Source organism: Guptibacillus hwajinpoensis, assembly GCF_020171785.1.
Classification (GTDB): Bacteria; Bacillota; Bacilli; order Bacillales; family Guptibacillaceae; genus Guptibacillus; species Guptibacillus sedimenti.
Window position 1 is genome coordinate 208,287 of sequence record NZ_JAIVAE010000004.1, and the last position, 15,483, is coordinate 223,769.

Annotated in this window: 6 protein-coding genes; all 6 read left to right on the forward strand. The window is 42.9% G+C overall.

What is annotated here, in order from left to right:
* Nucleotides 1-343 precede the first annotated feature (343 nt).
* Nucleotides 344-4,324: a cell wall-binding repeat-containing protein gene (locus LCL91_RS08275; RefSeq protein ID WP_224881586.1), complete on the forward strand. Its 3,981-nt coding sequence runs from the start codon at nucleotides 344-346 to the stop codon at nucleotides 4,322-4,324.
* Nucleotides 4,325-4,429: 105 nt separating this feature from the next.
* On the forward strand, nucleotides 4,430-6,892 hold the full coding sequence (locus LCL91_RS08280; protein ID WP_224881588.1) for a cell wall-binding repeat-containing protein: 2,463 nt from the start codon (nucleotides 4,430-4,432) through the stop codon (nucleotides 6,890-6,892).
* Nucleotides 6,893-7,085: 193 nt separating this feature from the next.
* Nucleotides 7,086-8,834, forward strand: coding sequence for a cell wall-binding repeat-containing protein (locus tag LCL91_RS08285; RefSeq protein WP_224881590.1), 1,749 nt, complete (start codon nucleotides 7,086-7,088; stop codon nucleotides 8,832-8,834).
* 138 nt (nucleotides 8,835-8,972) lie between these two features.
* A complete protein-coding gene (locus LCL91_RS08290) occupies nucleotides 8,973-11,717 on the forward strand; it encodes a cell wall-binding repeat-containing protein (RefSeq protein ID WP_224881592.1) in 2,745 nt (914 codons plus the stop codon).
* A 239-nt stretch (nucleotides 11,718-11,956) separates the two neighbouring features.
* Nucleotides 11,957-13,600, forward strand: coding sequence for a peptidoglycan-binding protein (locus LCL91_RS08295; protein ID WP_305077959.1), 1,644 nt, complete (start codon nucleotides 11,957-11,959; stop codon nucleotides 13,598-13,600).
* Nucleotides 13,601-13,950: 350 nt separating this feature from the next.
* Entirely contained in the window at nucleotides 13,951-15,315 is a 1,365-nt protein-coding gene (locus LCL91_RS08305) for a cell wall-binding repeat-containing protein (protein WP_224881594.1), read from the forward strand.
* Nucleotides 15,316-15,483 lie beyond the last annotated feature (168 nt).

The following is a 15,483-nucleotide window of genomic DNA, read 5'->3' on the forward strand; positions in this document are numbered from 1 at the left end:
CTAGTACTTTCGACTTGTACGCTTGTTTTTAAGTTAAGAGTTGCTAAACTAGTAAACCTATTGGCATATATTAAATTCACACAGTCTTTACAATGAGCAGCACTCAATAAAGGTGGATTTTTACAATGAGGAGTGTCCCGTCAGCGTGGACAAATGCAGTGAAAAGAGCGGTTTTGTCTTTAAGGGGGGTCAGGTTCGAGCCTGACCCCTTCTATATAATGTAAGCGCATTCTAAAGTTAGACAATTTACGCTATTTTTACACATTTGGGCCTAAAGTTATTGTATACTGACAATTGGTGGGACTATCACCAAAATTCGACTACATATCCGGGGGGATGAAATTTGAAACGAAGATCAACCAGTCGTTTTATTAGCTTTGCGCTAATATTTTCAATGGTTCTTAGTTTTTTCGCAGCTCCTGTTTCTCAGTATGCGTCAGCAGCTGAAGAGACGTTTCAGGACTTAATTATTTCAGAGTACATTGAAGGGTCTTCCAGCAATAAAGCAATAGAAATTTATAATGGAAGTGGAGCCTCAATTGATTTATCAAATTATACCTTGGAAGCCTATTTTAATGGTAAAACTGATTCAGGAGCTTCAGTTAAATTAGAAGGAACGTTGGGGAATCAAGAAGTTTTCGTTCTAGCAAACTCCAATTCAAACGAAAAAATTCTTGCTCAAGCTGACTCAACGAATAATTCTGTTATTAACTTTAACGGTAATGATGTTCTTGTATTAAAGAAAAATGGAAGTGTGATTGATTCATTTGGACAGATTGGTAATGATACTAGTTTTGCTTCAGATGTAACACTTGTTCGTAAAGATTCAGTTAAATCTGGAGATACAGATGCCACTGATGCCTACGACTTTACAAATGAATGGACGCAATACTCAAAAGACACGACAGACTACCTCGGTGCCCACCTTTCCGACGGCACAGCCCCAGACCCTGAGCCAGAACCAGAACCAGAACTCTCAACCATTACAGATGCTAGAAAAGTAGCAAACAGTACACCAGTAAAAATTAAGGGAACGGCGACTGCAGCCTTTGAAGCCGGTGGCCAAACCAACCTATTTATCCAGGATGATACAGCTGGCATCATCGTTCGTGCTGCAGGCATTTCTGCCAATCTAGGTGATGAAGTTACTGTAGAAGGAACAATGTCTGATTACTATGGAATGCAGCAAGTCATGACAAGTGCTTCTGATGTAATCATCACCACAGAAGACAAAGGCATCCCAACCCCTCAGTCCCTTAAATCGACAGACCTTTCCAAAGAAAATGGTGAACAGCACGAAGCTGAATTTACTCAATTTAAAGATGTTACGGTTCAATCGGTCGACAGCAATGGAAACTTCACAGCGAAAGACGCTTCAGGTGAATTCGTCATTAAGCCTAATGCCAAATCACTTCTTGAAGTCGGCAAAACGTATGAACTTCTTAAAGGCGTAATCGACTACAACTATAGCGAATACAAACTCGTACCTCGTAGCGCCGCTGATGTAATCGAAAAAACTTTCTCGGTAACAGCAAATCCTGCGTCAGGATCTGTTCTTGAAGGCACGATGGTCAAACTGGCGACAGCAGAAGAAGGTGCAACGGTTCATTACACAACAGATGGTAGCGAACCAACTGCTGAAAGCACAGCATATACAACCCCAATTGAACTAACAGAAGATACAACAATCAAAGCCGTTGCAGCAAAAGATGGTCAAACAAGTGAAGTCGCTACGTTCGACTACACAGTTCTAAAATCCGCTGACGGCATTAGCATTCACACTATTCAAGGTGCAGGCCACACTTCTCCTTATGAAGGAAAAGCGGTAACGAAAATTGCTGGGATTGTAACAGCTAAAGACGGCAATAACGCATTCTACATGCAAGAAGAAAACCCGGACGATAACGTCGCTACTTCAGAAGGCATCTACGTTTACAAAAGCGGTGGTGCTGGTGTAAGTGTTGGTGACAAAGTAGAAGTAGACGGTCAGGTAAAAGAGTATCGTGAAGGTGGTTATAGCGATGCAAAAGATCTTCTAACGACTCAAATTACTGCTTCAAGCATCACGATTGCTTCTTCAGGAAACACACTACCAGAAGCAATCGTAATCGGAGAAGACCGCACACCTCCAACTGAAATCGTAGAAGACGATGAAATGAAGACATTTGATCCAAAAACAGATGGACTGGACTTTTACGAAAGTCTTGAAGGGATGCTCATTGAGATTCCAGATGCAACGGTAACAGGTCCAGTGAAATACGATGAGCTTCCTGTTTACGTAAACGCAAGTGAAGATCAACTGTTCACTCGTGCAAACGGCCTTCTTCTGACAGCAGACGATCCAAATCCAGAGCGCCTGCTCATCGACGTTGATGGCATTGATATTGACGTTACGACTGGCGATCGCCTTGACGGATCGGTTACTGGAAACGTGAGCTATGATTACAGCAACTTTAAAATTCGCCCAACCGGGACATTCCCTTCTGTTATTGAAGGAGACACGGAGCGCGAAGTTACAAAAATGGAAACAACTGATGGTGATCTAACGATTGCTTCCTACAACATTGAAAACTACTATCCTGGTGTTGGAGAAGAGAAAACAGGCAAAATTGCTGAATCGATCGTAAAGAACATGAAGACACCAGACATCGTTGGCTTAATCGAAGTACAAGATAACAACGGTCCAACAGATGATGGCACGACAAAGGCAAACGAGTCTTACGAAGCGATTATTCAAGCGATTGAAGAAGCAGGCGGACCAACGTACAAGTTTGCGGATATCGCACCAGCGGACAAAACAGATGGCGGACAGCCTGGCGGAAATATTCGCGTCGGCTTCATCTACAACCCTGATCGCGTTACTTTCCCTGAGAAAAAATCAGGTGATGCAACGACATCGGTAGGCGTGGATGAAAACGGCCTAACCTTGAACCCTGGTCGCATTGATCCAACAAATGAAGCCTTTGACGATTCTCGTAAAGCACTTGCAGCGGAGTTCGAATTTAATGGTGAAAAAGTCGTCGTCGTCGCAAATCATTTTAACTCAAAAGGTGGAGACGGTGCCCTATTTGGCGCGGATCATCCTGTCGTTTTAGGAAGTGAAGTACAGCGCATGAAGCAAGCATCGGTCGTAAACAACTTTGTTAATGAAGTTGTGACGAACATGGATAATGGTAACGTTGTTGTTCTAGGTGACTTGAATGACTTTGAATTTTCAAAGCCAATCGAAACGCTTGAAGGCGATGTTTTAACAAACATGATCAACAAGCTTCCAACAGAGCAACGTTACACGTACAACTATCAAGGTAACGCGCAAGTGCTCGATCATATCCTCGTATCGAACAACCTAGCAAAACGTACGATGATTGATAGCATTAACATTAACTCTGATTTCAGTGAAGCAGATGGACGTGCAAGTGACCACGATCCGGTGCTTGCTAAGATTCAATTCAAAAATAAAGTTGAACGAATTTCTGGTAAAGATCGCTACAAAACAGCTATTGAAGTATCGAAAGCTGGCTGGGAAAAATCTGATACCGTTGTTCTCGCTCGTGGTGATGACTACCCAGATGCATTAGCAGGCGGTCCACTTGCTTATAAATACGATGCGCCAATTCTATTAAATGCGCAGAATAAGTTGAACACAGAAGTGTTAGAAGAGTTACAGCGACTTGAGGCGAAAAAGGTGATTATTCTTGGCGGTTCAGGAGCGATCTCGACTTATGTTGAATATCAGCTTGAAGGCTACGGATTTGATGCTAGTCGTATTTCTGGTAAAGACCGTTTTGAAACAGCCGCAAACATTGCTGCTCGTTTAGACGGTAACCCGGCGAAAGCAGTCATTGCTGACGGATATAACTATCCAGATGCTCTATCTGTTGCTTCCTATGCAGCAGTCAAAGGATATCCGATTCTTCTATCTGGAAAAACAAAACTTCCTGCCGCAACGAAAACAGCACTGCGTGAAGTTGATGAGTCCATTGTTGTTGGTGGTACTGGCGTGATCGGAGCGGAAGTGTTTAATCAGCTTCCTGAACCGAAGCGCTATAGCGGTAAAGATCGTTATGAAACGGCCGCTACGATTGCAACTGAATTAGTTGGTGAAACAGATACAGCTTATATTGCAACAGGAAAAGGCTTTGCAGATGCTTTAACAGGTTCTGTTCTTGCAGCGAAAGATGAAGCAGCGATGCTCCTTGTCGAAACGAATAAAGTGCCTGAATCTACGAAACAAGCGATTGAAGAACTAGAAATCAACCAGTTTCGTATTCTTGGTGGGACAGGCCCGGTTAGCGATGACGTATTAAATCAATTCAAAAATTAAAGATGTCGCTCTCTGTTCGTAGCAGAGAGCGGCAAACCTGGTTTGAATAACTAGTAGTCTAGTTTTTCGATAAATAGAGGGATTGAAAGGGAAGGGATGACACAAATGAATTTAAAAAAACCACTTTTCGGCGTTCTATCAACAGCAGCACTAGCGATGGGAATTGCTGCCGCTGCGCCGTCAACACCAGCAGAAGCTGCGACAGGCGATTTCGATTTAACAATTATGCATACGAATGATACGCATGCCCACTTGGATAATGCACCAAGACGTCTAACGGCTGTTGAAGAGATTCGCGCTGCACGTGCAAACACGATTCTACTTGATGCCGGTGATGTTTTCTCTGGAACGTTATTCTTTAATAAATACAAAGGTCTTGCAGATGTGCAGTTCATGAACATGATGGACTACGATGCCATGGTTCCAGGAAATCACGAATTTGATGAAGGGCCAAAGACGTTCTCAGAATTTGTGAAGCAAACAAAATTCCCGATCGTCAGCTCAAATATCGACTACAGCAAAGACCCGGATCTAAGCCCTCTATACAAAAATGAAATGGCGATGACTGGTGACGACGGCACAATTTATCCTGCTGTGATTCTTGATGTGAATGGTGAAGAAGTGGGCGTATTTGGACTTACGATCGAATCGACAGACGAACTTTCAAGCCCTGGCGACACAATCTCTTTTCTAAATCATCAGGAGCAAGCAGAAAAAATGGTGAAAATGCTCCAAGATAAAGGCGTTAATAAAATTATCGCACTAACTCATCTTGGAAAAACAGTTGAAGTGGAGCTTGCTAAAACAGTCGAAGGCATTGACGTGGTCGTTGGTGGACATAGCCATACGAAAATCGAAGAAGCGGTCGTCGTTGACACATTTGAAGATCCTACACTCGTTGTACAAGCCAATGAATATAGCAAATTCCTCGGTGATTTGGAAGTAACGTTTAACGCGGAGGGCGTTCTGACTGATTGGGATGACGAGCTTCTTGACTTAAGTGACGATGACGAGCTTGAACGCATTTATGAATCTGATCCAGAAGCTGAGGCACTTTTAAATGAATTAAAAGCACCTCTTGATGAATTTGCACAGCAAGTTGTTGGCCATTCAGATGTGTATCTAGATGGAAAGCGTAGCTCAGTTAGAACAGGGGAAACGAATCTTGGTAACTTGATCACAGATGGTATGCTTGCGAAAGCACAAGAACTTACCGATGCAACTATCGCAATAACAAACGGTGGCGGAATCCGTGAATCGATTGACAAAGGCCCAATTACGTTAGGTGAAGTACTAACGACAATGCCGTTTGGTAACAACCTTGTAACACTGGAAATGAGTGGTCAAGAAATTATTGATTCATTAGAGCACGGAGTTAGTGGAGTTGAAACAGCTGAAGGTCGATTCCCTCACGTTTCTGGATTAAAGTTTTCATTTGATGAAAAGCTTCCAGTAGGGGAGCGAATTCTTGATGTGAATGTAAAAACAAAAAATGGCTATGAGGATATTAACCCTGAAGCAATGTATACTGTTGCAACCAATGCATTTATGGCAGGCGGTGGCGATGGCTATACAACAATGGGAGAAGTGTCTGATTCCGGTCGAATCAATCAGTTAAACCTCGTCGACTACGAAGTATTCACTGAGTACCTTGATGAAATCGGAACAGTAAAAGCAAAAGAGGAAGCTCGTATAGTCGAGGCTGAAACAATGCGCTTATCAGGAGAAGATCGTTATGAAACAGCTATTCAGGTATCACAATCTGGTTGGGAGCAATCTGACTATGTAGTTTTAGCTCGCGGTGATCAGTTCCCTGATGCGTTAGCAGGAGCACCTCTTGCTTATAAAATGGATGCCCCGATTCTTCTAACAGGGCAAAAGTCTTTGAATAAAGAAGTAAGAGCAGAAATTCAGCGTCTTGGTGCGAAGAAAGTCTTCATTCTTGGCGGAACGGGTGCTGTTAGCAACTATGTTGAGTATCAAATTGAAGGACTTGATATTGATACAGAGCGAATCAATGGGAAAGATCGTTTTGAGACAGCAGCAAACATTGCAGCGCGCCTGGGTGGCTCACCTGAGCAGGCCGTTGTTGCAAACGGGATGGACTTCCCGGATGCCCTATCTGTTGCTTCTTATGCAGCGCGTAATGGATTCCCGATTCTATTAACGGAAGATGACAAGTTACCGAAAGTAACAGATCGTGCAATCAGTGGCATTGATCACACCATTGTTGCAGGTGGATCAGGCGTCGTAAGTGAGAAAGTAAAAGACATGCTACCAGATGCAACACGCTATGCTGGCAAAGATCGTTTTGCAACGGCAGCAACCATTGCAACTGATTTGAACCCTTCTGCAAAAGTATTTGTCGCAACTGGCATGGACTTTGCGGATGCATTAGCAGGATCCGTACTTGCAGCAAAAGAAAATGCTTCAATTCTACTTGTTCAGCCGAACAAGTTACCTAAAGCAACAGAAGATGCGATTAATGAATTAGATGCAGCGAACTTTACTATCACTGGTGGAACGGGTGCGGTAAGTGACGACGTATTGAAAAAGCTTTCTGAATAAAATGGAATAAAGACCACAAAAGGAGCTGCCAGAGGTAGCTCCTTTTGTGGTTTAAAGCAGCGGGGGTCAGGTACGTACCTGACCCCTTCCATTTGCCCCCCACCCTCACCCCACTCTCTACTTTCTTTCCATTTACCCCCATTTCAATCTATGAATTTGATACAATGCTAAAAGATGGAAAGGGGAGGAACGAATGAAGAAAAGAGTGGTTCAAGTAGTTATCGCTTTACTAATTGTAAGTGGATTTGGAACTGGCGGTGCCGCGGCAGAAGAGCCAAGTACGAAAGCAGAGATTAGTAAACTGTTAACAGAAGAAGCAATTATACAAGACATTCCGCCAGAAATTGCAAAGGCAGTCGCTTTTGAAGAAAGCGCGTGGAACCAGGATCTCATTTCAGAAGATGGTGGGATTGGGGTCATGCAGGTGACAAACGATTCGCGCTTCGACCAGGAGCGGTTGAAAAACGATGTAGCCTACAACATTAGCAGCGGCCTTCAAATTCTTAACGAAAAGTTTGAGGGGAAAAGTGGCAAGCTCCCAACTGTAAATGATAATGAACGAGATGTGCTTGAAAGTTGGTATTTCGCGGTATTAGCCTACAATGGTCAGGTACAGGAAAATAGCCCAATTTATTTAAGTAAAGGTTCTACTGAACGAAACTTAGAGGCGTATCAAGAGCAAGTCTATCAAACGATTGAGAATTCAAACTTGTATAGCGAATTTCATCCTATTCCATTTAATTTTGAGCTAGATGATTTTGAATATGGTAGTGGAAATCAACTTTATTTCAAAAAGGATCATTACGAGCTTCCGGAAAAGGAGCTGCATCAAACGTCTCAACTGTATCAAGAAAATGAGATAGTCTTATCATCAGCAAGATTACGTGAAGCACCAACGACGAGCTCTCCCGTCGTCGAAGAATCGACTGCGAAACCTCGTCCGCTGACGTTACTCAGTTCGAACGTATATGATAACTCAACGAAAGCGGATCCGCTAAACAACCATTATGTTTGGTATAAGGCGGAGACAGACGATGGAGCGATTGGTTATATCTCTTCTATCGAAATGACGCAATTAGGGGAACGCCTCTCTGGGAAAGACCGCTATAAAACGGCAGTGGCGATCTCACAAAAAGGATGGGATCATGCGGAGACTGTTGTTTTAGCAAGAGGTGGAGAGTTCCCTGATGCCCTTGCAGGAACGCCACTTGCTTATCAGCATGACGCCCCAATGCTATTAACAGAGGATAATAAACTCACAGATTCAACGAAAAAAGAGTTAGAAAGATTAGAGCCGAACAAGGTGATCATTTTAGGAAGTTCTGGTGCAATCACAAACAAAGTAAGTGATGAAATCAAAGCTATGGGGATCGAAGTTGAGCGTTTCGGAGGAAAAAATCGCTTTGATACAGCAGCGATTATCGCCGATAATCTTCCAAAGAAGAATGAGACGGCAATTCTAGCATACGGCATGAATTATCCCGATGCCTTATCGATTGCCCCATACGCAGCGAAAAATGGTTATCCGATTTATCTGTCCTTAACGGATAAGCTTCCAAAAGAAACCGCTGCTGAAATCCAAAACTATGATAATGTAATTGTCGTAGGAAGTAGCGGCGTGATCAGTGAAAAAGCTCTCACAGAAATTACAGATTATAAGCGGTATGCAGGGAAAGATCGCTTTGAAACGAACCAGGAAATTATTAAGAACCTTCCTCTTGGAAACGAACAAGCGTATTTTGCGACTGGAAAAGGTTTTGCTGATGCATTAACGGGAGCTGTGCTTGCGGCAAAGAATGACGCGCCTCTTTACCTTTCATGGCCAAACCGACTTCCGACAGGTACAGGAACGCTTTTAGAAAAGAATTCTTATGATCAATTTAATCTCCTTGGTGGGAACAGCGTCATTGATATCGAAAAAGAATTAGCTGACTTGAAGTGAATCATCTAGTAAAAGTGAGAGATGTCGTTTTATACGATGATCTCTCATTTTTTGTAGGTCGAAAGTTCTATCAGGAATCAGGTTTGCGTGCTACTATTAAGGGAATATTCACCATATCGAACACGGGGAGATGAATAAATGAAACGCACGCTATTTTACAAAATTGGACTACTAACGATTCTTGTGTTCTTTATGTTGAACGCTACAACGCTGGCTGCGCCGGCTTCTGATCAAGCAAGAACGGAGAAGCAACCAAATGGATTGGAATTTGAATTAAAAGCAGCTGGGGATGAAATCCGTCACTGGTTTGAAACGGAAGATGGCCAAGTGATTTTAAAAGAAGAGAACAACTACTGGGTTTACGCAATGTTAAAAGACAATAAATTGATTAGCACTGGAGCAAAAGTAGGGATTGATGCTGTACCGGAAGCGGTCGCTAGTCACAGTGAGATGATGAAGCTCCCCAATACAGAAGATAGCAAAAGGTTTACTGAACGGCCTGAGATCAATCAGGTGACGATTCAATCTACGAATCAGGTAGACAAGCATCCCTTGCTTGTTTTACTCGTAAACTTTAAAGATAAGAAAATAAAGTATTCTGAAGCAAGTTGGAATAATACTTTTTTTAGTAGTACAGGAAAATCTGTGAAAAATTATTATGATGAGGTCTCAAACGGAAGACTCCAATTCGAGCCGGCGGCTGAATCCAGTGGCACGTCGAACGGTATCGCTACTGTCTCATTACCGTATAACCATCCGGATCCTGTCGGGAAACAAACAGAGAACGCGTTATATAGTAAGCTCGTCTCGGACGCTTTGAAAGCATCTGATGATACGGTTAATTACAAAACATATGATACGAACAAAGATGGCTACATTAGCACAAATGAGCTCCATATTGTGACAATCGCAGCAGGTGGTGAAGGAAGCTTTTCAGATCCTTCTCCAAGCGTTTGGGGTCACCGCAGTAGCCTGGTCCTGAATGATGTCCCTACGCTAGATGGCGTGAAGGTTGCCTCTTTAGAAGGTAAGGGAGGGTACATGCAGTTTGGTGAAACGCAGGGTGGTCATATGGCGACAATTGGAATTATAGCTCACGAACTAGGACATGACCTTGGATTACCTGATTTATATGATCGAGACAACTCTTCTCTTGGCGTTGGCGTACATAGTTTAATGGGAGAAGGATCATGGGCATATTTGAATGGGGAATACCAGGGACAAACGCCTACTCATTTAGATGCATGGTCAAAAGAAAAACTAGGGTTTAGTATTCCTACTCTCGTTTCTTCGTCAGGAACGTATTCGGTTCAGTCGAACAAAGATGGGGCTTACAAAGCCATTCGCGTGAATACGGAGAAACAAGGCGAATATTTTTTAATCGAGAATCGGCAGTATATCGGGTATGACCGAGGATTGCAGAACCGTACTGTAACTGGTGGACTCGTCATCTGGCACATTGATGAATCTCAGAAATATAGAGGGAACGATAATGAAAAGCATAAGTTAGTTGATCTTGAAGAAGCCAACCAGAAGGAAAGAGGATTTAGTGAGCTAGATAATGGAGATTGGTATTCAAAATACGATCACTATTTCACAGCGAATCAGTATCCGAGTTTTAATGCTTCTTCTTTACCTAATAGCAATCTTTATGATGGATCAAGTTCAAATCTATCTGTAGAAGCCCTGGACCGTAGCATGGATAGCATGAAGATCCAAGTTAGCATCGACACGGATACAACGCCACCAAGCTGGCCTTCCACGAAAAGCCTGCGTACAAGTGAAGTAGAAGCATCGTCATTAAAGCTCGCATGGTCGTCTGCATCAGATAAAGGTGGAATCGACCATTATAAAATTTATCAGGATAATCAAGTCATCCAAACAGTCAGCGATAAGAACAGCATGAAAATAGCAAATCTGACGCCAAATACAACGTATCGATTTTCCGTACAAGCGGTCGATTCGGCAGGCAATGAGTCGAAGGACGGACCAACCGTTACTGTGAAAACGAAATTACAAGATATTTTAAGAGTGAGAGGCTCGGATCGATTTGGGACTGCAAGTGCTGTTAGCGAGCATACGTATGATACGGCAACGACCGTGCTCATTGCGCGAGGGTTAGATTTCCCTGATGCACTAGCCGGCTCGCCACTTGCGTATCAATTAAAGGCGCCGATTCTTCTAGCCGGTAAATCAAGTCTTCCTGACCAAACAGTGGATGAAATCGAGCGTCTTAACGCATCTAAAGCAATCATTCTAGGTGGAAACGGGGCTGTTTCGGAGTCCGTTCGTGACCAGCTAAAGAAACTTGGTCTTGATGTTGAGCGTATTAGTGGAAAAGACCGATTTGAGACGGCTGCCGAAATCGCTAAGCGGATGGATCCTGCTAAAAAAGCCGTTGTGGCATACGGAATGAATTTCCCTGATGCCCTTGCCATCGCACCTTATGCGGCTGAGCATGGTTATCCGATTCTACTCGCAAATACGACGAAACTACCAGAAGTGACAAAGATTGCACTGAAGGGAGTGGATGAAACGATTGTTGTCGGGGGAACTGGCGTCATTAGCAAAGGCGTTGTTGATCAGCTTCAGAACCCCACTCGATATTCAGGTAAGAATCGTTTTGGTACCGCAGCTGATATTGTAAATCGACTTTATATGGAAACGGATATGACGTATTTTGCGAATGGAATGGGATTCGCAGATGCCCTCACCGGTTCAGTAGCGGCTGCAAAAAATCACGCGCCACTATACCTTGTTGAGAAAAATCGTATTCCTGATGAGACGAAGCAGCTCATTAACAATCGCCAGTCAGAATCTTACGTACTACTAGGTGGAAGTGGAGCGATCAGTTTAGATGTTGAAAACCAACTAGCAGAGTGACATCATTTCATATGCAGAAGAAAAGCCTTTCGCTAAAAAAGAAAGGCTTTTTTCTTTTGTTATTTTAACGTCTCTAATTTAGTAATAACGTACTAGCATATGCCAAAAGTTGCTTTTTTACATGTATTTTCATGAATAATAAAATTTTAACAGGAAATCTATTCAAACTTAGCGAATTATAGCCGATATTGTTAAAAGATCTCTATTCATGCGCTGTGATAAAACTAAGGGGGAAATTCATGCAACTTTCTACATGGAAGAAGACGCTTGTAGGTTCGGCATTTTTAACTGGGTTATTTTATGTTCAAACGGAGGATGTGGAAGCGTCTCTCGGTGACCAGGCTTTGCAAAAGGGTATGAACAGCCCTGATGTGAAAGAGTTACAGGATGTTCTTAAAGAAAAAGGTTATTTTACATACCATACGTCCACTGGCTACTTTGGCCCCATTACAGAGCAAGCGGTGAAGGATTTTCAAAAAGCAACTGGTTTAAAAATAACGGGAACGGTATCGGGTGACACATTGAACGCGCTCAAAGGGAGTGTAGCAAAATCAGCTCCAGCCACATCATCTTCAACCCTAACGATAGGGGATCGCGGTCAATCCGTTACTTCGATTCAATCGACGTTAAAGAGCAAAGGTTACTATAATTACAACGTTGATGGGATTTTTGGTCCAATTACAGAAAAAGCGGTGAAACAGTTTCAGAGTGCAAATGGATTAAGCGCCTCTGGAGTTGTCGATCAAGCGACTGAAAATGCCCTCAACGCTGCTGAAGCAAAACAAGAGGCGGACGGTGTTTTAAAGACGGGTTCTCGTGGTTCAGAAGTAACGTCTGTGCAGCAACAGCTGAAAAACAAAGGTTACTATAACTACAATGTTGATGGAATTTATGGTCCGATTACAGAAAAAGCCGTAAAGAAATTTCAGAGTGCAAACGGATTATCACAAACAGGGGTTGTAGACAGCCAAACGAAGACTAAGCTCTCAAGCTCATCTGTAGAAGAGAAAAAGGAGGAAGTTTCAGGGCTTAAGGTTGGCGCTCGTGGAAGTTCGGTTACCTCCCTTCAGCAGAATTTAAAAGATCGCGGCTACTACAATTACAACGTTGATGGAATTTTTGGGTCGATCACAGAAAAAGCCGTTAAAGAGTTTCAAAGTATCGTTGGTCTTCCTGTCACAGGTGTAGCAAATGATGCGACTATTGATGCATTAAAAGCTCGTGGCGGCACGACACAAACGCCTGTCAGCGACCAGGTAACGCAAGGGGACATTCTGAAACTGGGCGTAAAAGGTGAGGGTGTCAAAGAGCTACAATCAAAGCTAACAGCGCTTGGATACTATAAAGGTTCAAAAGACGGTGATTTTGGACCAGCAACAGAGCAGGCGGTAAAGAACTTCCAATCACGCAACAAGCTTACGGTCGATGGGGTAGTTGGACCTGCAACATGGGAAAAGCTCAAACAGGGGACTGCTTATTCCGGAAGTGAAAGCGATAATACCGGAAGCGGGTCTCAATCTTTTAATGCAATGGACTTGATCGCGGATGCTTCAGAATTTATTGGCGTTCCTTATACTTGGGGAGGCAATACGCCTCAGTCTGGGTTTGATTGTAGTGGGTTTCTTGTCTATGTCTTTAAAAAACAGGGCATTTCTCTGCCACGAACGATGGCACAAATGTGGAATGTAACCGATTCGGTTAGCAGCCCGTCCGTTGGGGATATTGTTTATTTTACAACGTACAAGCCTGGCGCATCACATGGCGGAATTTATATCGGAAATAATAAATTTATTCATGCAGGATCATCGACTGGCGTAACCATTAGCGATATGACGTCAAGCTACTGGGCACCGAGGTATTTAGGTGCGAAACGCGCGCATTAAGACACCATTTTTATGAGAAGATCACACAAAGAAGTGTCCGTCTTAGACGTGCACTTCTTTGTGCTGAAATGGATTCGTTTTGATAGGGAAAGGGAATAACAAAAGCAGCTCTCTATAAAACAATCAGTTCCATTTTCTAAGTAGAAATAGTTACTTTATATTCATTGAAGCAAAATAGTTGACGGTGTATGATTAGCTTAGATGTAAACAATGTCTTTCTGTTAAAGAAAGTGAGCGGTTTTAAAGCAACGACATCAATAAATCTCTTCATTAAAAGAGTCACGAAAAAAAGCCCATCGCTTATGGTAGAAGCAAGTTAATGACGTGAAGAATAGGAAGGATTGGATTTGATGAGAAAAACGATTGGAGTGGCCACTTCGTTACTAGTAGCTACGAGTTTACTAGCCAATCCATCAGCATTAGCCTTAAGCAGCAAGAAGGCTGACGCTGACGAAGTGAACATGATTCAAGAAAGAGAATTAAATGATACGTTTAATAGTGCCAACCAGACTTTAAAGTCAAACGATTTTGTCCAAGGCACGTTCGCAAAAAATGATAAGGACTTTTATAAAGTTGAATTAACTGGTGAAAAAGAAAATGATTTAATGATTTCAATCGGACAAGAAGATGGCAAAGCAACTGATATGGAACTGCATGCCAACGTCTATGATTCTGATGGAAATAAGGTGAAGCCTTATGAAATTGGAGAGGGGACTTACTTTCGATCTAGCTATCTATTAAAAGCTGGCACCTATTATATCGAAGCTTCCGACTTGAACAACGTGAACAATGGAAAGGTTTATGAATTAAATGCGGCAGTTGGTGAAATGGAGAAAGGGATTTACCGAATATCCGGCAGCGATCGTTATGAAACGGCAGCTAAAGTAGCCGAGCAAAATCGAGCGGGTGGTCCAGCGGAGAATGTGGTGCTTGTCTCGGGTGAAAATTTTCCTGATGCACTCTCAGGAGCACCGCTTGCTTATGAGCTAGATGCTGAGATGTTGTTAACTCAAAAGGATAAATTACCAGAAGTCACGAAAGATTCATTGAAATCCTTAAAGGCGAAGAAAGTTACGATCGTTGGAGGAGAAGGCGCGGTTTCAAATAAGGTAGTAAAATTCTTAGAAGACGAGCTAGGTCTGAAAGTGGATCGCATCTCCGGGAAAGACCGCTACGGGACGGCTGCCGCAGTTGCAGAAAAGCTATCTTCTGATCAAGTTGCCGTTGTGAATGGAAAAGGGTTCTCAGACGCGCTTTCAGTTGCCGCGTACGCTGCTCGCAGTCATATGCCGATTCTTTTAACGGAAACAAATGAGATTCCAGATGCTACAAAAAAAGCTCTAGAAAAGTATGACCGCAGTCTGGCTGTTGGTGGCAGTGGCGTGATTAGCGAGGATGTTTTTAATGAGCTTCCGGATTCAGAACGCCTTTCCGGCAAGGATCGTTACGGAACTTCTGCTGCTGTAGCTGAATATTTTGATTGGTCGCCTAGCATCATCCATCTTGCAAAAGGTTCGGGGTATGCGGATGCGTTAACAGGTTCCTTGCGGGCAGCTTACTTACAAACTCCTCTCCTGTTGACCCCGGAAACAGAGCTTTCTCCGGCTACCGTAAAGTTTCTTGATCAACAAGAGACCTATAAGTATATGATCCTTGGCGGAAAAGGCGCTGTCTCTGAGTCCGTAGAGCTTGAGCTTGTTACGAAATATTATTAAACAACCTGAGGCAATTCATAAGCCAAACTAACTGCGAGAAGTCCGTTATCGAGACGGGCTTTTTGTTTTGTTCCTAAACGATTCTATGAAAATGGTCGATAGACGTGGAACTGGTAACTTAGCCCTAAGGTTTTCATTTCCTCAACTATTGTTAATCTAGTGTAAACT

Excerpts from the sequence above, each read along its gene's own strand:
- LCL91_RS08305 (WP_224881594.1), top strand. The coding sequence starts at position 13,951 with ATGAGAAAAACGATTGGAGTGGCCACTTCGTTACTAGTAGCTACGAGT.
- LCL91_RS08285 (WP_224881590.1), top strand. The coding sequence starts at position 7,086 with ATGAAGAAAAGAGTGGTTCAAGTAGTTATCGCTTTACTAATTGTAAGT.
- LCL91_RS08295 (WP_305077959.1), top strand. The coding sequence starts at position 11,957 with ATGCAACTTTCTACATGGAAGAAGACGCTTGTAGGTTCGGCATTTTTA.
- LCL91_RS08280 (WP_224881588.1), top strand. The coding sequence starts at position 4,430 with ATGAATTTAAAAAAACCACTTTTCGGCGTTCTATCAACAGCAGCACTA.
- LCL91_RS08290 (WP_224881592.1), top strand. The coding sequence starts at position 8,973 with ATGAAACGCACGCTATTTTACAAAATTGGACTACTAACGATTCTTGTG.